General features: G+C 51.5%; 22 protein-coding genes and 2 pseudogenes. 12 read left to right on the top strand and 12 right to left on the bottom strand.

Annotated features, from left to right (window positions below):
* The 10 genes and pseudogenes from B9P82_RS24470 to B9P82_RS24410 all read right to left on the bottom strand — a co-directional run.
* Positions 1-122: pseudogene (locus B9P82_RS24470) on the bottom strand (DUF945 domain-containing protein); the annotation flags it as partial.
* 89 nt (positions 123-211) lie between these two features.
* The gene (locus tag B9P82_RS24465; protein WP_101701124.1) at positions 212-751 is read right to left on the bottom strand and encodes a DUF4234 domain-containing protein; all 540 of its coding nucleotides are present in this window, start codon (positions 749-751) and stop codon (positions 212-214) included.
* Positions 752-797: 46 nt separating this feature from the next.
* Positions 798-1,265, bottom strand: a complete 468-nt coding sequence (locus B9P82_RS24460) for a hypothetical protein (protein WP_101701123.1) — start codon at positions 1,263-1,265, stop codon at positions 798-800.
* A gap of 57 nt (positions 1,266-1,322) precedes the next feature.
* The gene (locus tag B9P82_RS24455; protein ID WP_101701122.1) at positions 1,323-1,634 is read right to left on the bottom strand and encodes a hypothetical protein; all 312 of its coding nucleotides are present in this window, start codon (positions 1,632-1,634) and stop codon (positions 1,323-1,325) included.
* Positions 1,635-1,646: 12 nt separating this feature from the next.
* Positions 1,647-1,913 carry a hypothetical protein gene (locus B9P82_RS24450; RefSeq protein ID WP_246842161.1) on the bottom strand — a complete coding sequence of 89 codons (267 nt, stop codon included), beginning with the start codon at positions 1,911-1,913 and terminating at the stop codon, positions 1,647-1,649.
* 54 nt (positions 1,914-1,967) lie between these two features.
* On the bottom strand, positions 1,968-2,471 hold the full coding sequence (locus B9P82_RS29140; RefSeq protein ID WP_227549987.1) for a hypothetical protein: 504 nt from the start codon (positions 2,469-2,471) through the stop codon (positions 1,968-1,970).
* Positions 2,468-3,196 carry a helix-turn-helix transcriptional regulator gene (locus tag B9P82_RS24440; RefSeq protein ID WP_101701120.1) on the bottom strand — a complete coding sequence of 243 codons (729 nt, stop codon included), beginning with the start codon at positions 3,194-3,196 and terminating at the stop codon, positions 2,468-2,470. Before B9P82_RS24440 ends, B9P82_RS29140 begins: the two co-directional genes overlap by 4 nt.
* A 680-nt stretch (positions 3,197-3,876) precedes the next feature.
* The gene (locus tag B9P82_RS24425; protein ID WP_246842160.1) at positions 3,877-4,158 is read right to left on the bottom strand and encodes a hypothetical protein; all 282 of its coding nucleotides are present in this window, start codon (positions 4,156-4,158) and stop codon (positions 3,877-3,879) included.
* A gap of 62 nt (positions 4,159-4,220) precedes the next feature.
* Positions 4,221-5,096 (bottom strand): GTPase family protein, encoded by an 876-nt coding sequence (locus tag B9P82_RS29135; RefSeq protein WP_246842159.1) that lies wholly within the window; start codon positions 5,094-5,096, stop codon positions 4,221-4,223.
* Positions 5,097-5,327: 231 nt separating this feature from the next.
* Positions 5,328-6,290 carry a hypothetical protein gene (locus tag B9P82_RS24410; RefSeq protein ID WP_101701118.1) on the bottom strand — a complete coding sequence of 321 codons (963 nt, stop codon included), beginning with the start codon at positions 6,288-6,290 and terminating at the stop codon, positions 5,328-5,330.
* A gap of 1,596 nt (positions 6,291-7,886) precedes the next feature.
* On the opposite strand from B9P82_RS24410, the gene B9P82_RS24405 reads away from it, so the two are divergent.
* From B9P82_RS24405 to B9P82_RS24395, 3 genes are read left to right on the top strand one after another with little or no spacing between them, the layout of a single operon-like run.
* Positions 7,887-8,429 carry a hypothetical protein gene (locus B9P82_RS24405; RefSeq protein ID WP_101701117.1) on the top strand — a complete coding sequence of 181 codons (543 nt, stop codon included), beginning with the start codon at positions 7,887-7,889 and terminating at the stop codon, positions 8,427-8,429.
* The gene (locus B9P82_RS24400) at positions 8,426-8,698 is read left to right on the top strand and encodes a hypothetical protein (protein WP_101701116.1); all 273 of its coding nucleotides are present in this window, start codon (positions 8,426-8,428) and stop codon (positions 8,696-8,698) included. Before B9P82_RS24405 ends, B9P82_RS24400 begins: the two co-directional genes overlap by 4 nt.
* Before the next feature lie 43 nt (positions 8,699-8,741).
* On the top strand, positions 8,742-9,806 hold the full coding sequence (locus B9P82_RS24395; protein ID WP_101701115.1) for an AcrVA2 family anti-CRISPR protein: 1,065 nt from the start codon (positions 8,742-8,744) through the stop codon (positions 9,804-9,806).
* Between the two features lie 63 nt (positions 9,807-9,869).
* Here B9P82_RS24395 and B9P82_RS24390 read toward each other — a convergent pair whose 3' ends face one another.
* A complete protein-coding gene (locus B9P82_RS24390; protein WP_246842158.1) occupies positions 9,870-10,145 on the bottom strand; it encodes a hypothetical protein in 276 nt (91 codons plus the stop codon).
* A 320-nt stretch (positions 10,146-10,465) separates the two neighbouring features.
* Here B9P82_RS24390 and B9P82_RS24380 point away from each other — a divergent pair, with 320 nt between their 5' ends.
* The 4 genes and pseudogenes from B9P82_RS24380 to B9P82_RS24365 all read left to right on the top strand — a co-directional run.
* Entirely contained in the window at positions 10,466-10,873 is a 408-nt protein-coding gene (locus tag B9P82_RS24380; RefSeq protein WP_101701113.1) for a transposase, read from the top strand.
* Entirely contained in the window at positions 10,870-11,220 is a 351-nt protein-coding gene (gene tnpB, locus B9P82_RS24375) for an IS66 family insertion sequence element accessory protein TnpB (RefSeq protein WP_101701112.1), read from the top strand. The genes B9P82_RS24380 and tnpB overlap by 4 nt, the downstream gene beginning before the upstream one ends.
* A 30-nt stretch (positions 11,221-11,250) precedes the next feature.
* On the top strand, positions 11,251-12,843 hold the full coding sequence (locus B9P82_RS24370) for an IS66 family transposase (protein ID WP_101701111.1): 1,593 nt from the start codon (positions 11,251-11,253) through the stop codon (positions 12,841-12,843).
* A 33-nt stretch (positions 12,844-12,876) separates the two neighbouring features.
* Positions 12,877-13,056: pseudogene (locus B9P82_RS24365) on the top strand (transposase domain-containing protein); the annotation flags it as partial.
* On the opposite strand, the gene B9P82_RS24360 reads toward B9P82_RS24365, so the two are convergent.
* Positions 13,043-13,609 (bottom strand): hypothetical protein, encoded by a 567-nt coding sequence (locus tag B9P82_RS24360; RefSeq protein ID WP_143704288.1) that lies wholly within the window; start codon positions 13,607-13,609, stop codon positions 13,043-13,045. The pseudogene B9P82_RS24365 and the gene B9P82_RS24360 sit on opposite strands and share 14 nt — an antisense overlap.
* A 301-nt stretch (positions 13,610-13,910) precedes the next feature.
* Here B9P82_RS24360 and B9P82_RS29525 point away from each other — a divergent pair, with 301 nt between their 5' ends.
* The 5 genes from B9P82_RS29525 (at position 13,911) to B9P82_RS24330 (ending at position 17,277) form a co-directional block, all read left to right on the top strand.
* Positions 13,911-14,630, top strand: coding sequence for an inovirus Gp2 family protein (locus B9P82_RS29525; protein WP_371412091.1), 720 nt, complete (start codon positions 13,911-13,913; stop codon positions 14,628-14,630).
* A 320-nt stretch (positions 14,631-14,950) separates the two neighbouring features.
* On the top strand, positions 14,951-15,190 hold the full coding sequence (locus B9P82_RS24350) for a helix-turn-helix transcriptional regulator (RefSeq protein ID WP_101701109.1): 240 nt from the start codon (positions 14,951-14,953) through the stop codon (positions 15,188-15,190).
* A gap of 288 nt (positions 15,191-15,478) precedes the next feature.
* Entirely contained in the window at positions 15,479-15,901 is a 423-nt protein-coding gene (locus tag B9P82_RS24345) for a putative zinc ribbon protein (RefSeq protein WP_101701108.1), read from the top strand.
* Positions 15,889-16,479, top strand: coding sequence for a zinc-ribbon domain-containing protein (locus tag B9P82_RS29130; RefSeq protein ID WP_246842157.1), 591 nt, complete (start codon positions 15,889-15,891; stop codon positions 16,477-16,479). The genes B9P82_RS24345 and B9P82_RS29130 overlap by 13 nt, the downstream gene beginning before the upstream one ends.
* Positions 16,480-16,728: 249 nt before the next feature.
* Positions 16,729-17,277, top strand: a complete 549-nt coding sequence (locus B9P82_RS24330) for a YagK/YfjJ domain-containing protein (RefSeq protein WP_101701107.1) — start codon at positions 16,729-16,731, stop codon at positions 17,275-17,277.
* Positions 17,278-17,291: the final 14 nt, after the last annotated feature.

Here is a 17,291-nt window from a genome sequence, read left to right as displayed (position 1 = left end):
CTTCTGGAACCGTGTCTGTCCTCACTGAACACGCTGGGGACATGCTGCATCAGTTCCTCACGGGTTAACGGACGGTCACGGCGGATCTGGTTAATTCGGCCAAAGCGGCTGGCTAAGCGCATGGAAATTTCCTTTCTGAGAAACAAAAGAAAACGCCCCGCTCGGATGAGCAGGGCGTCGGTAGTGTGTAATACCTGTGTTATGACAGTTGTCAGGGCTGGCTCGTCGGTTCTGCCCCGGCTGGCGCGGGTTCATTCAGTGCTGCTGTCGTGCCATGAATAATCTGGTGTTTCGCCAGCGCCTGCTGCATGTCATTGATGCAGTACGTGATATAGAAGACGTTAAACAGCACGGTATAAAAGGCGTTCATCTTCAGGTCGAAGCGAAAGGTGTTCAGCGCATAGTGACGCAGCACCGTTCTGGCCTTAAAGGCCCAGACCACATACATCACTCCGCTGGCCACTGAGAGCAGTCCGCTGAGTGCCAGCAGGATATCGCCGGTTGAGTCGTAGCCATACGGGTCAGGCGCAGCCATGACACCCAACTGACGGCTGAGCCCGAAACAGACGGTGAGCCAGATAATAAACAGATTGCCGTAAAGCGGGTAGCCCGTGGTTTCGCTGATGATATCCTGCTTTTTGTAAAGCCAGAGCAGGGGCCAGACGCCACAGGTGGCCATGCTGAGCAGGACAAAATGCAGCGTACGGGTATTCAGCCGCTGGCCGAGGGTGTTAATCGTGATATCCATCATGAACTAAATTCCTGTATTAAACGAGTGGGGGAGGTGTGTCCGGAAATTAACCGGCCGTATTTTCACAGTCGCTGATATTTTCCAGTTCCTGCTGCGTATTCCTGATCCCCGGATGAAAACTGCCGGCTTTCCTGTCATTCACATACACATCAAAATGTGCTGCCTGCCCCAGAGCGGTAATAAACTGCGACCAGGCATTGTCTGCATTACGCCATCCCAGAGACGAAGGGAGCGGGAATTGTCGATCGTTTATGACCAGCGTGATGACGGTCTGGTCGTCATGTGAGTCCGCTCCGGAACCATCAGGAAAGGTGAGCATGACGTGATGCTGCAGGATGTTCTGCTCATCGGGGTTGCCGGTGCAGTTGAGGTTAAACATCACATTTTCGGGACTGGTGATGATGTATTCGGTCACCCCCATGCCGAAGCCGCTGGTCCACATATTGGGGATTGCGTGTGCGAGGCCAGTGAATGCCAGTGTTGTTACCAGCAGAACGGCAGATAGTTTGCGCATGAACTTTTCCTTAAATTATCGAAGAGGTGGTAACTGTTGATGAACCCGTCGTGGGCGTTACATAAGCTGTTTGCCCACCGTTATCAGACCGGTCAGCCAGCCGATACACTGAGGTCCCACAAGCCAGAACAGGCGGGCTTTAAGCAGCCCGGTCATACCTTCGCTGGTGTATACTGCATCCGGCATCAGCCACTGGCGCAGGAACGCGCCGACCGTCATACCTGCACCGGGGCCGAGCGTCATCCAGAACAGATACCCCATTCCCTGCCCGAAACTGCGGATTTCGCCCGTATTCCCGAATACATTAAACAGGACCACCGCAAGCGCGATGCCGAAGGCAATCGCAAAATATTTAATAACAAGCGCCATTCTTTTCAGTCCTTATTTTCTGCACTGCTGAGCAGCGCTCAGCATGTTGTCCATGAAGCGGGGAGGTACATAGCCGTACTGCTGGTTCATTTTCTCCAGTTCCCCGTGGGTATATTTCGTTTTCAGCTCGTCCCAGATACAGCCGCAGATCGCGGTGGTTCCGCCACCGGACTTACAGCCCCGGATAAACTCACGTTCGTTTTTGTCACCACAGCCGCTCAGGGCCAGCGCTGCCAGCAGCGTGAAGACCAGTAATACGCCCCGGTGAGCGGTCGTCATTTTTAATTGCCTGTTCATCATTGTGTGAATATCCATTCGTTAAAACGCCTCTGCTCAGAGGCTGTCCGATTCCGTCACGTCTTCCTGTGCAAGTGAATGGCTGATATTGTTCACCACCGTATTCGGGTCGAGACGGATTTCCGCCAGATGTTTACCCTTCTCCGGTGTTCCCTGATAAACGTCCAGGGATGCGAACGGTGTGCCTTCATCGTTTGTCCCGGCAGATACCTGGTATGAGGTGTCGCCGTTTCGGACAGTGAATTCCTGCAGACTGATTACCTGATTGTTCTGATATGCGTACGTGGTGGTGTTTGCCGGTACGGTAATGTCCATTTCCTTATGTTCTGCGCCTTTCTTCCCGAATGAATAGGATACCGACGGGGTGATGATGCAAATCTCGACCTCTTTTTTGTGGTTAGCGGTCTGTGCATAGAAGACGGGCTTGCCGCAGCGCTGATGATGTGCCTGTATAAACGCATCGGGCGTAGCGGCATTTGCAGCTGACAGCGATGACAGCATCATTCCTGCGCTCAGCAGCAGGGCTTTGCCGTATTTCATGTTTTAACTCCTTTTGGTCTGGTCTGAGGTTCGGGAGAATGCTCCCGGAAGGTGTGAATGACGTTGCTGATAAAGTGAAAATGCGGAAGGGCATTGATGAAATCCGCGTCCACAATGAGCGCGCTGGTCTCACTGCGTCGGTGAAAAGAGCGTTCAGACAGGGAGACCGACGTTACTTCTTCAACCCTGAATACCCGTATCGCACCATACTGGCTGGCCACCAGATACCAGTATGCCTGTGAGAAAATCAGCCGGTAGGGCTCGAGGTGGTCGTGACGAATACCCTTTACCAGCAGGCTGACCATCCGGTGGTGGTAAATGCCTTCAGCAAGCCTCTGAAAGCAGTCCGGGAGGATCCCCGCTGGATGCTGTACATGACCTATCAGACAGGGCGATGTGCCGCTTTCATCCATCAGCAGCTGCATCAGTTGACGGCTCTGTGAGGGAATGAGACGGGCTATTCCGGTGTTGCGGGCAAACGCCAGTGCACCCGGGGTATGATCGCGCATCGGGTTCGTTCTTAAACGCCAGAAGCCATTATCGCCAGTCAGATCCAGATGCAGCAGACGCTGAGAGAAATCCCGGCGCAGGGTGCGTTCAGATACGCTAAATTCACCGGACAGCGCTTTCAGTGAAAGGGATTCACCGGCAAGAAGCCGGCTGATAATAACTGACAGCCTGAGTGCCAGCCTGTCGTGTCGATGCGCAGGATCCGTGGCGCGCATATGCCCTCCGTGAATAAAAATACTGAGATAACTCATGCGGTTATTATGCAGGACGGGGTGGACAGGTTATGACCAGCGATGAGAGGAAGAGGCAGAAAAGATGAAATATTTTTTCGAAAATAACTGACTGAATTCTCGCGGATAATTGCACATTGTTCAGTGAGTGAGCTGTAGGTGGTCATACCCTGTCATAAAGCCGGTCAGCAGGATGCGCTGTCAGGGCTGAAGGTGGCTGCAGTATTGCGTTTTATTAATCTCTCCCTCAATAAACGCAGTAAGATGCGAAACAGAACGATGAGAGCCCAACGGACGCGGTGGATCGCTTTCTCCGGCCTGCCTGCGTGCCGACAGTAACCCAGGATCCTGTTTACTATCTGTCTTCGGATATAGCGCAGCAGCATGCGTAACAGAGGCCATGTCAGCTTCCTGAGTATCATTTCCACCTCCTCAAAAAAACCAGTGCCACAGTGCGGAAGCGGCATTCACAATGCCATCGCGGATTGTTCCCAGCCCTTCCCGGACCGACTTTGGCAGCGGAATGGCGTCAACTATCCGGCTGAATAACTCACCCAGCAGATCGCCAAAATCCTTTCGGGCTGTACTCTNTCTGTCTTCGGATATAGCGCAGCAGCATGCGTAACAGAGGCCATGTCAGCTTCCTGAGTATCATTTCCACCTCCTCAAAAAAACCAGTGCCACAGTGCGGAAGCGGCATTCACAATGCCATCGCGGATTGTTCCCAGCCCTTCCCGGACCGACTTTGGCAGCGGAATGGCGTCAACTATCCGGCTGAATAACTCACCCAGCAGATCGCCAAAATCCTTTCGGGCTGTACTCTCTGCCTCTGCAGACCGGTGTTCTTCCCTGACCTGACTAAACACGCCGCTGCTGGCCTCCGGGGGCAGGGCGAATATCATTGTTTCGACCAGACGGGCCAGGTTGTAGCCGGTTTTTGCCGACACTGCATGCACCGGATAAGGACAGGAGAACTGCCGCGAGATGGATGCGCTCCGGGCAGTCAGTGTCAGTAGCTGGCCGGTGGAGGGCTGNGACTAAACACGCCGCTGCTGGCCTCCGGGGGCAGGGCGAATATCATTGTTTCGACCAGACGGGCCAGGTTGTAGCCGGTTTTTGCCGACACTGCATGCACCGGATAAGGACAGGAGAACTGCCGCGAGATGGATGCGCTCCGGGCAGTCAGTGTCAGTAGCTGGCCGGTGGAGGGCTGACAGGCTTCCCTGTCCCATTCCAGCGAGGGTTCTGCCTTGTCGGCCTGGTTAATGACGAAGACAATGCTGCCTGATGAGACACCGCATTTGAGCAGGAACCGGTGAAATGCCTCATCAGTAGCACAGGCCCGGTCATCCGCCTTCATCACCCAGAGGATAAGATCCAGCGTCGGTAACTGCTCTTTATACAACTGCCGGTATTCACGGTCATAGTCCAGNATGCTGCCTGATGAGACACCGCATTTGAGCAGGAACCGGTGAAATGCCTCATCAGTAGCACAGGCCCGGTCATCCGCCTTCATCACCCAGAGGATAAGATCCAGCGTCGGTAACTGCTCTTTATACAACTGCCGGTATTCACGGTCATAGTCCAGAGATTCTCCGGCACCGGGTAAATCGACCAGCGTCATGCGGCGCCCGCCGATATCGAGCGTGAAGCGAAGCGGTTCACGGGTACAGCCCTGAGCATCGCTGACCGGGCTGAGGGGCTGCTGAAAGAGCGCATTACAGAGCGAACTTTTTCCACTTCCTGTTTTACCCATAATGCCAATGACCGGCTCGTAATGGATGTGCTGCCGGATGCGGTTCAGTATTGTGCGGGAGAGTGTTTCGGGCAGGATAGACAGCTGTTGCTTCAGGGCATCAAGGCCCTGTTCAGTTTTATCGGACACATTAACCTCCGTGAGTGGAATAATAAAATGGCAGCATTTCTGCTGCCGTTCTCACACAGGTAATATAGGTCTGAAATTTTTTTGAATGTANCCTCCGTGAGTGGAATAATAAAATGGCAGCATTTCTGCTGCCGTTCTCACACAGGTAATATAGGTCTGAAATTTTTTTGAATGTAATTTCTGGTCTGTATGATTGAGACTTTCATTCACTTCTGTAGTCAGGGAGAAAATTTATTCACCACCGCAGGTTTTCCGGTAATGTTCATTAATCAACATTTCCAGCATATCGCTGATACGAACCCCGCTACGATCAGCCATAAAGTCGAGTCGCGTTTTGGTTTCGTTCTTAAGATATGTGTTCAGCGCTTTTTTATCAGTACGGGACTGGCGTAGCTTTTGTTGGTTCCAGGCTTTATTGAGGTTCAGGAGAAACAAACGTTTTGAGTCCGGGGCATTGTCCCATAAATCCAGCGCTGCACGCAGGGCAAGGTTACGCTCTGTATGACTGAGAGGAGTAAACCATGTTGTTAACCCACCGGAGGTCATACTCAGTTCCTCCAGGGTACTGATGCTGACTTTCTGTACTTTACTCAGGTTGTTCCACGCCCACAATACAGCGTCCTCTTCATCCGGCAACCATTTTAGCGGGAATGGTTTGCTGTAAATATTTTTCCACTTGTCTTTAAGTCTCTCCATGACCTGTTTTTTTAAATACGTCACAGGGGGAGGCGTGATGATAATGCGATCAAATATATGACCTATGATATTCACCCGTTCCCTGTGATTGACTGGAGACAGAGATAATCCGAAATGTGTATACCAGTTTGGACCGTATAGTGTATTTCCATTTCGGGTAATCCCAAAATCTTCATCGCTAACTTTACAGAGGTAACCCCACAACCAGAATGTAGCTCGCTCATCCTGATTCAGCCAGTCAAAACTATCCAGTGGCAGAATGTTTTCTTCCCTGCCCATTTCCATATCCTGGAGCAACCTTATCTGTTGCTCTTTATCCGGAATGTATTGATTAATAAGTTCATTTAATGCTTTTCTGCAACTTTCTGCATCCTGTCGTGGAATGTTTCTGGTGTCGATTCGGTTATTCGTCATCAGCCAGTCAGCATAATAATTGCAAATCCGCATATCCCGACTTTTTATAATTCCCTGACTTCCATTGTAGAAATTAACTGCCATTATTAATTCCTTTGTTTTTAAACTACATTGTAGTGATTTTAGTGGTGTGTTTAGTGGTCACACAGTAGCATGGATACGGTTTTACAGTCACTAAAAAACACATCTGGTAGTCAGATTGAGGTTAAGTGGTGGTTTTAAGTGGGTTTTTAAAAGGTGATAGCGTGGTGTGAGTGTAGTCGTTAATGTTATTAAATTTCTTTCTAATACCTTGTTTTCTGGTTTTTATCTTCAATATTCCCTTTGTGAAAGGCGCATCTTAGCTACCCGATCATCCTTGTGTACACGCGCTTTTTCATCCCCATCATGGTGCCTGGTTCGCTGCTGGATACATTTTTGGCATCAGGTATGGTTACCCTGGTATAGTTTCACTTCATTGCTCAGAATCAGGGAGATGGCTTCTGTGAGCTGTGGAAATTTTGGTGTTATAGTGGTTGAGGTTATTTGAGGCGACAAAGTGTCTTTTTTTTGGTTGTTGGTAAAGATAATTCCAGAGTGAACGTGCATAGCTTTTATCGCGCATAGACCAGGCCTGACGTAACCTGCTCTGGTATTGCAGTCAGGCCCGATGTGTTGGATTGGTATTAATATAATAAAGAAGGGGGTGTCTTTATAGTTCAACAACAGTTAATACAAGCGTATTGCATCAGAAGGGTGAGTGATAGCTAAGAAAAGAATGTCATCTGAAAGGGAGTGTTACTGTTAAGAAGAGTGTTACCGATGATATCAGTCGGTAGGTAAGGTTGTTATTAAGATAGTACTTGAGCTCAGATATATCCCCTTTATCAAAAAACAGGGTGAGGTGGTTGCCCTGAGATAAGGCTACGTAAATACGTTAGATATTAAATTTAGTGATATTGTTGCAGGTGTATAAACCTCCATGGAGTGTAGTGCTGTCGATAATGTATCAGGGGAGTAACCTTGGTGTAAGGCAGCTTTTAGCGAAGTGAAAATGCATAGTGAGTATTACTGGTGTTAGCCTGCCTGCTTAACGTGTTATTACGAGAACTGGCCAGGAAAGATCAATGACAGCTGAATGGCTTGTATTGATCCGTTTAGTGTGTACCAGAGTATTGATTACATCAACGAACCATAATCCATGTTGTAGCCTGCGTCGGGAGTAATAATCGGGGTAGATACCGTAAGCCGAATAACGCAGTTAAAACTTGTTTATTCTTATGGGGAAGGCCATCAGTATGCAGGGATGATTAATACACTGGATGTCAGTGATTTGATAAGTGACTGAGCGTTTTAATTCTGAATATTACTGAAGCTTTCTGAAAGTCCCTGTAATCGCATGAAAGATAGAGGTAATGGAAATCTTTGAATGGTTCGAATACGTTGAACCTGACGCGACACAGTGCGTTTTAGAAGGTATTGAATAGTATTATCTTTCGGGGTAATGAATGGGCTAGTAATATCAGTTTCTCAGCGGGTGCAGATTGTATAGTAGTCATTAGGATCCGCATTGCTGGCAGACCGGCAGGAACAACGGCATTAACAGAGCTACCTGGCCATTGATTGCATCAGGGCTTACTGCCTGGCTGTGGCAGATGTATAATGTTTCTTTTTTCATCAGAACACTAAATAAGGCTAAACATGGACGCAGAGAAAATTCAGTCAGATATCGATGCCCTTTTGACGTACATGAACGACGACATGGAGAACCTTGGAGAAACGATAAAAACTGTTTCATTTGGATTCGATGCAGGCCAGAACGATCGCATTGCTATTGACGAGCTGCTTCACTGGTCGGAAGAGTACTTATTCAAGATCATCAATATCTGCCATTCCCGTTCTCTGGTAAGCAAACGAAATGGGCTCTTTGCAAGAGTAAGCTTAACAGAAGAAGGTCAGAGTCGTGCTATCTCAGTCAAACACGGGAAAAATCGTTCATACGAGTTAGGGGCCAGTATGCAAATTGCGACGCTAAATGTTCATGGGCCAGCGCAGGTTGGCAACGGTAACACACAAAACATCCACAACGTATTTAACCAGTTGCTTCAGCAGATCGAGATGTCTTCAGCTTCTGATGAAGAAAAACAGGAAGCTAAGAGCCGCCTTGCTAAATTTCTGGAACACCCTCTGGTCGGATCTATCGTTGGCGGACTTGCGGGTTCGCTTCCTGGTCTGATGGGATGATGGACGATCTCAAAGAAACGATCCGGCTGCGTTGTGCATTCTGTCGATCGGAGCAGTTTGCTTTACCCTGCGAGGAATACTCACCTCCGGGTCATAGCTTTGTCGTCTGTGCCAACTGCGGGAGGGAGAATGACCTGACATCCCTGCTCATCGTCGCTAAATCGAAAGGGATGGAAATAGCCAAAGCGTATGCTGATAAGCTGGTTCAACAGATGAAAAAGGATCTGGTTAACACTTTTAAGAATAATAAATTCATTAAGATAAAGTAATTGACCACAACAACATCGAAGAACAACGGTTCAGGGAGTACGAATGACCAGAGAAGCGATAACGCCATTAAACTACACATCTTCTGCGATCGATGATCTGCGTGAGCTGGAGCGTAATTGCCTGCACGACGCGCCGTATACTGCTTACGTCCTGCGGAACGTGATAAACCTGCTGGAGAGCAGCGTCAAATTTATCCTGCCAAACTGCGCTGACTTCATTGCACCAGAAGATCTCCGCCAGACGCATCTGGATCTTGCCCGTTTGCCTTACCCTGTGGTGGCGTTTGAAATACCGTGGGAAAAAGATGTCCCCCTTGAGCAGTATTCTGAAATGCCGGTTCTTCGTTCAACAAAGCGAATAGCGTTATGCTGGGAAGCGGTCACGACGCTGGAGCTGGAGCCTGTACCAGGTATCAATCGGGTGCTGGAGCATTTTCCCGGTGGTGGTGTTTTCGTCTGTTCAGTCTATTGGGTTGATCAGCAGAATCGCTGGCAGATGAACTACGGGGGAATGTTTTACCCTTACGACAATCAACTTAATAAAACCACAGACATCAGTCAGCACCCTTCAGCAACCAGACTGGCGGTTGAATCGCTACAGGAAGCGGGGCTGGTTAAAAAGTCTCAGTTGAAGCAATTCAGTGCTGAACCTTTTATCGCACTGCCTGAATTTGCTGAACGAGCGCAAGGTATGCTCGGAGGTCGCGACAAGCTGATGGCCGACATTATGATAAATACGCGCGATGAGTTGCAGTCATTCATCAACGCCTGCAGTGTACTGAACTGTGCTAACGTTATCGTGGATACCATCACCCCGGCAGACAGCAAAACACCCCGATTCATCCGGGGTAAGCGAGTCAAAGCGGCAGAGCCCGCGATTAAGCCTCGCTTTACTTACAAAGTCCTGCAGATTTCAGATGAGCAACGATCTGTGAGTGGAGGGGAGGGGAGCGGTACGGGATCGCATACAAAGCGCATGCATCTGCGCAGAGGGCACATTCGCCGCCGGGGAGAACGGTTGATCTGGATCCGCCCGGCGGTTGTGAATCCTGGCTCTGCAGAGGGCGTTGTCACCAAAGATTATCAGCTAAAAAAATCAGCTGATTAGCCGTGACGTTGAGAAAGGTTACCTCGAAACCTTTCTCCGTCGTTTGTTGGCCAGGGGCTAGCTTCACCACGCTGCGCTAAAGCCCTGTCCTTTCAGCCTGTGGCGGGTGCGCTTAACATAAACTGCGTCAATTAAATCATCAGGTGTCAGATCCCGGGTGATATTACAAATCGTCGCCAGCGCAGTATCTGAAAGTTTAAACGTCCGTGGTAATGAGTAATGGTACCCTGTTTTTTGTTCACTGATTCGATCAAATAACGCTCTGAAGAAATCCGTCAGCGAAGGCCTGCGGGCGTTGATGATCGCTTCCGTCGCTTCATCTGCAAATGTGATCTCCACCTCTTCCATCCCCAGCGAACGAATGATAGTAAGCGTCTAGCCACTGCCGCCTGTGATTCTGGTTCCGGGATCGCTAGCTTAGAGCTCCACCTAATTTAGAAGGAGCTCTATTCATGGACAATGCTGCCGACTGGCGAACTGAATCCCGCACTGTTTATTCCAATGACTTCAAACTTCGCATCGTTGACCTGGCATCCCAACCTGATGCCAATGTTGCTAAGATCGCCCGCGAAANGTAAGCGTCTAGCCACTGCCGCCTGTGATTCTGGTTCCGGGATCGCTAGCTTAGAGCTCCACCTAATTTAGAAGGAGCTCTATTCATGGACAATGCTGCCGACTGGCGAACTGAATCCCGCACTGTTTATTCCAATGACTTCAAACTTCGCATCGTTGACCTGGCATCCCAACCTGATGCCAATGTTGCTAAGATCGCCCGCGAAAACGGTGTTGCTCACAACCTCATTTTTAAGTGGCTGCGCATGTGGCAAAACGAGGGGCGGGTATCACGTCGCCTGCCAGCTACCATCACCTCGTCTTCAGAGTTGTCACTGTTGCCTGTCGAGATCGTACCTGACCCGGCAATATCAGATACCGGTTCCGGGCAGTGCCCGTTGAACGCTTCCTCCTGCAGCGTGGAGTTCCGCAACGGTAAAATAAGCCTCGAAAATCCTTCGCCAGAGTTGCTTGCTGTGCTGTTGCGTGAGCTTACCGGGAGAGTGCCGGGATGATTAATCTTCCGTCAGGTACCCGCATCTGGCTGGTTGCCGGCGTCACGGATATGCGCAAATCGTTCAATGGTCTGGGCGAGTTGGTACAGCATACTCTTGATGAAAGTCCGTTCTCCGGCCACCTGTTTATCTTCCGTGGCCGCAAAGGTGACACCGTGAAGATCCTCTGGGCTGATGCTGACGGCCTGTGCCTGTTTACCAAACGGCTGGAAGAAGGCCAGTTCATCTGGCCTGCTGTACGTGATGGTAAAATCGCCATCACCCGCTCACAGCTCGCCATGCTCCTCGATAAGCTGGACTGGCGTCAGCCAAAAACAGCTCGCCTTAACTCTCTGACTATGTTGTAAAAAGCACATGACCGCATTATAAATGGGTTCATGAGTCAGGACTATCTCGCCCGTATCGCTGCGCTGGAAGACGCGCTTCGCCAGAAAGACAGCCAGCTCAGTCTCGTTGCAGAGACTGAGTCGTTCCTGCGTTCGGCGCTGGCCCGCGCTGAAGAGAAAATAGAGAACGAAGAGCGCGAAATAGAGCATCTGCGGGCACAGATAGAAAAACTGCGGCGGATGCTGTTCGGTACCCGCTCAGAAAAACTTCGCCAACAGGTTGAAGAAGCCGAAGCCCTGCTGAAACAGCAGGAGCAGCAAAGCGATCGCTACAACGGACGGGAAGACGATCCACTGGTACCTCGCCAGTTGCGCCAGTCCCGTCATCGTCGCCCGTTACCGGAACACCTTCCCCGTGAGATACACCGGCTGGAGCCAGCGGAAACCTGCTGCCCGGAATGCGGCAACGGTATGGAGTACCTCAGCGAAGTCAGCGCGGAGCAACTGGAGCTGGTCTCCAGCGCCCTGAAAGTGATCCGTACGGTCAGAGTAAAAAAAGCCTGCGTCAGATGCGACTGTATCGTTGAAGCCCCTGCGCCATCACGTCCCATCGACCGGGGTATCGCCGGACCGGGTCTGCTGGCACGCGTGTTAACGAGCAAGTACTGTGAACATACGCCACTGTATCGCCAGACTGAAATCCTGGCCCGTCAGGGTGTGGATCTGAGCCGGGCGCTGCTCTCCAACTGGGTGGATGCCTGCTGCCGGTTAATGGCTCCGCTGGATGAAGCTCTTTACCACTACGTGATGGACTGCCGCAAACTGCATACGGACGATACCCCGGTGCCAGTGCTGGCACCGGGCAGAAAGAAGACGAAAACCGGGCGCATCTGGACGTATGTTCGCGATGACCGGAGCGCTGGCTCGTCAGATCCGCCAGCGGCGTGGTTCGCCTTCTCGCCGGACAGGCAGGGGAAGCATCCTCAGCAGCATCTTCGTCACTATCATGGTGTGCTGCAGGCGGACGCCTTCGCAGGTTATGATCGGTTGTTCAGTCCGGAACGTGAAGGAGGGCCGCTGACAGAAGCTGCATGCTGGGCCCATGCGCGCAGAAAAATCCATGACGTCTATGTAAGCACGCAAACGGCGACAGCAGAGGAAGCCCTGAAACGTATCGGCGAGCTGTACGCGGTAGAAGAGGAAATACGAGGTCTCCCGGCAGCAGAGCGTCTGGCAGCCAGGCAATCCCGTAGCAAACCGCTGCTGGCCTCCCTGCATGCGTGGTTGGTGGAAAAAAGCACGACACTGTCAAAAAAATCCCGGCTGGGCGAGGCGTTCGCTTATGCCCTGAACCAGTGGGATGCCCTGTGTTACTACTGCGATGACGGTCTGGCAGAGCCGGATAATAACGCTGCTGAGCGTGCGCTACGAGCGGTCTGTCTGGGGAAGAAAAACTACATCTTCTTCGGCAGCGATCATGGTGGCGAGCGTGGAGCCCTGCTGTATGGCCTGATCGGAACGTGCAGACTGAATGGAATCAATCCGGAAGCCTACCTCAGATATATCCTGAGCGTGCTGCCGGAGTGGCCGTCGAACAAAGTGGCAGAACTTCTGCCCTGGAACGTAGATCTCACCAATAAATAGCCGTCAATACGGCTCTCACTTTACGCTTACNTCTTCGGCAGCGATCATGGTGGCGAGCGTGGAGCCCTGCTGTATGGCCTGATCGGAACGTGCAGACTGAATGGAATCAATCCGGAAGCCTACCTCAGATATATCCTGAGCGTGCTGCCGGAGTGGCCGTCGAACAAAGTGGCAGAACTTCTGCCCTGGAACGTAGATCTCACCAATAAATAGCCGTCAATACGGCTCTCACTTTACGCTTACGAATGATATCGGCGATGCTGGGCCAGTATTTGAGATCGAGACCGTTAAGTCGCTGTAATTCCGGCTTAACGTAAAACTGGTAATGGCCGTTTTCCTCTCCGGCATCATCGATAAATTCCGTTAGTTTACGCATACGATCGCATTGGAAGTGGCCGTACTCGCATAGCTCCGAACGTCGTTCAAGCATTTCAGCCAGTTGCATGCTTATTACGCTGATATCGTCATTCAGGGCTGTAAGCTCCCGATAATCATCCCGCAGTGCTGTAAAACGTTCATCAGTTCCAAAGCTGGCGGCATGGATGATCTGTTCAAGAGGTACCCAAAACTGCTGCCTGGTGAGACTATGGGATGCTATCTCCCTGTAGGCTGAATTCATCTCATCATGACGTTCAATAAGTCGCTCAACAACGGGCCATGTTGAAGGCCACGATGGCGGAATGGTCTTTTGCCAGCCAGACAGCGTTTCTGTCAAAAGCGTCAGGGCAATCGCCGGTGCTTCATCAACGTCAATAATCATTGTCATTCCCTCCGGTTCTTATCTGTTCATGTCCATTGTTCACTGAAGCTCGCGACTTGTCGGTAACGGGAAGACTGTTTTTCGCAGTATTCGGGTCACCCTGCGCCAGAATCGTTGCTAATTCGTATTTACCTCATGGCTTAAGTCTCTGTGCTGTTACCCGTTGCATACATCTCCCTGCCACCCCCGATATTTTATCGAATCCAGCCGTCTCTGTGGACCTGCTTAGGGACCCGCTGAAGGCAAAAAGTTATTTTTTACGGCGCTGGTAATGGTTATGAACGATAACCCACCGGAGTCCATTTTAATGAGTTACACATACGACCTTTTCTGGCAGCAACGCATCGCCGATACCTTCAGTTGCGCACTTAACGCTTACACCCGCTTACTGGCCCTGCGTGTTGACCTCCGTCTGCCGGATACGCCAGCGGCCACCGATGCGGCCGTTATCTCCCGCTTCACCGATGCCCTGAAAGCCCGCATTGCAGCCCTTCAGGCGCGTCAACGTCGCGAGGGCAAGCGCGTATGGCCGACCACGCTGCGTTTTGTCTGGGCGCGGGAGTTTGGTGAAATCAAAGGGAAGAAGCATTACCACGCGGTGCTGTTGCTGAACCGCGATACGTGGTGCGGACCGGGAGATTACAAAGACCCGGATTCGCTTGCAGGTATGATTAAACAGGCGTGGTGCAGNCGTTTTGTCTGGGCGCGGGAGTTTGGTGAAATCAAAGGGAAGAAGCATTACCACGCGGTGCTGTTGCTGAACCGCGATACGTGGTGCGGACCGGGAGATTACAAAGACCCGGATTCGCTTGCAGGTATGATTAAACAGGCGTGGTGCAGTGCCCTGAAGGTGGATGCACAGGCGCATGCCGTTCTGGCCCGCTTCCCGAAGAGCCCGGTGTCCTGGCTGACGCGTGGTAATACCACAGAGCTTCAACAGGCGGTGGCACAGGCCGCTTATCTTGCCAAACGCGAAACCAAAGTCACCGGTGATGGTGAACGTAACTTCGGTTGCAGCCGCGGCTGAGTCAGACATACCTCGATTTACCAGGCCTGATGGTATGGGCCTGGTAATTTTTTACAACGTTCCCCTATCCTCTGAGGCGAACCGGTAACCCCATAATTCAACCACCACCGGACGTCTCCCGACAGCCATATCCTCAGAGGGAGAAAANTTCGGTTGCAGCCGCGGCTGAGTCAGACATACCTCGATTTACCAGGCCTGATGGTATGGGCCTGGTAATTTTTTACAACGTTCCCCTATCCTCTGAGGCGAACCGGTAACCCCATAATTCAACCACCACCGGACTCTCCCGACAGCCATATCCTCAGAGGGAGAAAAATACCATGACCACGACGAATTCGGACATTAATGCCAGTCCTGACACACGGCTTTCAGCTCAGGACCCGCTTATCGACATGACCTTTATCACCACGTACACCGGTATGACGGACAAGTGGTTCTATAAGCTGATTGGCGACGGGCTGTTCCCGAAACCGATTAAATTAGGGCGCAGTTCCCGCTGGTTCAAAAGCGAGGTGGAATCCTGGATGCGACAGCGCATTACCGATTCCCGTGGCGTCTGAGCAGAGGGACTATCTGAATGGAAAAACAACGTCGTACTAAACCACTGAATATCCCGGAGCGCTGGAAGTGTTCCCATTGCCAGCGACAGTATTGCGGTGCCAGACCCTGCCCCGTTTGTTTTCGCACCTCTGTAGCGCCTGCACAATCGTAACCCCGGCGGCTGGCAGAGACTGAATACCACGAATCATCTTCCGCTAACGCATAACTGACCCGCCAGTCACACTGCCATGCCGCCCATACCGGGACGGCTTACGCCTGCGTGTCGTCTGGCGGCTAGGAGCACCACGATGTACGCCAAATCTTTCATCGCCCTTGACGGTAATGGTCGTCTCACCGGAGCCAGAACGGCACAACGGTATCCGTATGACCGCTACACCTGCCACCTGTGTGGCAGTGCGCTGCGATACCATCCTGAATACAACACTGAGCGACCTTACTTTGAACACCAAACTGACATGCTGACGGATAACGGGCGGCTGCATTGTCCATATGTCAGACCAGAGCCTGAGGAGGCCCGTCATAACCGGCAACTTAAATGTTACGTACCGCATGCCCGCCCGCTGGTTTACCGGGATGACTGGCACTGCAGTGGCTGCGACAGCAATTACCATGGCGAGCGCTACTGCCTGAGCTGCCGAACCGGTGAGTTCAGCAGGACGCTCTCTGATGCTGAAATCCATACTGCAGAGGTAACAGCATGCGCGTACTGAAATGTTACCTTGCAAATGACCGCGAAGGTCACTTTGTGACGGCCAGTGAGGCCATGAGCGCGCCGGGGCAGATATGGAGTTGTGCTTCCTGTGGGTGTCGTCTGGTGCTGCATGCCGCCACTTTCAGCGACCCGGCGTGGTTTGAACACGATACGCAGACCGTGGCCCGGGATGTGCTGATGAACTGTGCCCATCTTGACCCGGAAGTGAAAGCTGAGGCCCGGCACAGGAAGCTGCGCAATATGCTCAACGGACTGGATGCAACGGTGATGACGCTGTCCTGGTACTGTGTGTGGTGCGGTGACCATTATCAGGGCGTGAAGCACTGTTACCGGTGCCAGACCGGTATCTACAGCATCGAAGANCATCTTGACCCGGAAGTGAAAGCTGAGGCCCGGCACAGGAAGCTGCGCAATATGCTCAACGGACTGGATGCAACGGTGATGACGCTGTCCTGGTACTGTGTGTGGTGCGGTGACCATTATCAGGGCGTGAAGCACTGTTACCGGTGCCAGACCGGTATCTACAGCATCGAAGAGGCTAACTGGCAGATAAATTATATCTGCAGTTCCGGATAGTCCCCCCATCCTTATGAACCCGATACCGCCGTAGAGGCGGTGTTCTCCCTGATTTAACCCAAAGAGAGTTTGNCCATTATCAGGGCGTGAAGCACTGTTACCGGTGCCAGACCGGTATCTACAGCATCGAAGAGGCTAACTGGCAGATAAATTATATCTGCAGTTCCGGATAGTCCCCCCATCCTTATGAACCCGATACCGCCGTAGAGGCGGTGTTCTCCCTGATTTAACCCAAAGAGAGTTTGTATTGTGAATCATTCTTACACACGGGCGTCCGATGCTGTCAGCGCGGATGCCTTCAGTACGCGAGCATTTCTGCAACAGGCTGTTGACCATTACCCGCGACTGGCGGCATTCAGCTTAACGCTGAAATTGCCGTATTGTGAAGCCATGAGCGAATACCGGTCATTGATTCTGCGNTTTCACACCGAAGTCTGGCAGCGGACCGGCGAATATTCGCGCCAGTGCCAGCAGGCACGCCGTCCTTCACCTCCCACAGTACTGCGCTGGATGTGGGAGTCTGTCAGTGCGCCAGAGTGTAAAATGGTGCTGTTGATGAATCTTGATACGCTTGGGGCCTGGCACGATGAGGTCGTATGGCAGGAGATGAACGGGTTACTCAGAGACGCATGGTGCACGGTGATGCATGCTGATAACAACGTCACCAGGATGACGTCTTTCAATATCAATCGCACCGAAAAGAGTTCATTTTCACAGTCATTTAGTCAGCTACAGACCAGAGTGAATGAAATGGCATCTCCCGTTATGATGGCCCGAACGAGTGTGGTGTGTCCATGAAGATAATGACCTGG

This window comes from Citrobacter sp. L55, assembly GCF_002850715.1.
In the GTDB taxonomy this organism is placed as follows: Bacteria; Pseudomonadota; Gammaproteobacteria; order Enterobacterales; family Enterobacteriaceae; genus Citrobacter; species Citrobacter braakii.
Note: the sequence above shows the minus strand (reverse complement) of the source record. Positions and strands in the feature narration are given on the sequence as shown.

Excerpts from the sequence above, each read along its gene's own strand:
- B9P82_RS24465 (WP_101701124.1), bottom strand. The coding sequence starts at position 751 with ATGATGGATATCACGATTAACACCCTCGGCCAGCGGCTGAATACCCGT.
- B9P82_RS24460 (WP_101701123.1), bottom strand. The coding sequence starts at position 1,265 with ATGCGCAAACTATCTGCCGTTCTGCTGGTAACAACACTGGCATTCACT.
- B9P82_RS24455 (WP_101701122.1), bottom strand. The coding sequence starts at position 1,634 with ATGGCGCTTGTTATTAAATATTTTGCGATTGCCTTCGGCATCGCGCTT.
- B9P82_RS24450 (WP_246842161.1), bottom strand. The coding sequence starts at position 1,913 with ATGACGACCGCTCACCGGGGCGTATTACTGGTCTTCACGCTGCTGGCA.
- B9P82_RS29140 (WP_227549987.1), bottom strand. The coding sequence starts at position 2,471 with ATGAAATACGGCAAAGCCCTGCTGCTGAGCGCAGGAATGATGCTGTCA.
- B9P82_RS24440 (WP_101701120.1), bottom strand. The coding sequence starts at position 3,196 with ATGCGCGCCACGGATCCTGCGCATCGACACGACAGGCTGGCACTCAGG.
- B9P82_RS24410 (WP_101701118.1), bottom strand. The coding sequence starts at position 6,290 with ATGGCAGTTAATTTCTACAATGGAAGTCAGGGAATTATAAAAAGTCGG.
- B9P82_RS24405 (WP_101701117.1), top strand. The coding sequence starts at position 7,887 with ATGGACGCAGAGAAAATTCAGTCAGATATCGATGCCCTTTTGACGTAC.
- B9P82_RS24400 (WP_101701116.1), top strand. The coding sequence starts at position 8,426 with ATGATGGACGATCTCAAAGAAACGATCCGGCTGCGTTGTGCATTCTGT.
- B9P82_RS24395 (WP_101701115.1), top strand. The coding sequence starts at position 8,742 with ATGACCAGAGAAGCGATAACGCCATTAAACTACACATCTTCTGCGATC.
- B9P82_RS24380 (WP_101701113.1), top strand. The coding sequence starts at position 10,466 with ATGGACAATGCTGCCGACTGGCGAACTGAATCCCGCACTGTTTATTCC.
- tnpB (WP_101701112.1), top strand. The coding sequence starts at position 10,870 with ATGATTAATCTTCCGTCAGGTACCCGCATCTGGCTGGTTGCCGGCGTC.
- B9P82_RS24370 (WP_101701111.1), top strand. The coding sequence starts at position 11,251 with ATGAGTCAGGACTATCTCGCCCGTATCGCTGCGCTGGAAGACGCGCTT.
- B9P82_RS24360 (WP_143704288.1), bottom strand. The coding sequence starts at position 13,609 with ATGACAATGATTATTGACGTTGATGAAGCACCGGCGATTGCCCTGACG.
- B9P82_RS24350 (WP_101701109.1), top strand. The coding sequence starts at position 14,951 with ATGACCACGACGAATTCGGACATTAATGCCAGTCCTGACACACGGCTT.
- B9P82_RS24345 (WP_101701108.1), top strand. The coding sequence starts at position 15,479 with ATGTACGCCAAATCTTTCATCGCCCTTGACGGTAATGGTCGTCTCACC.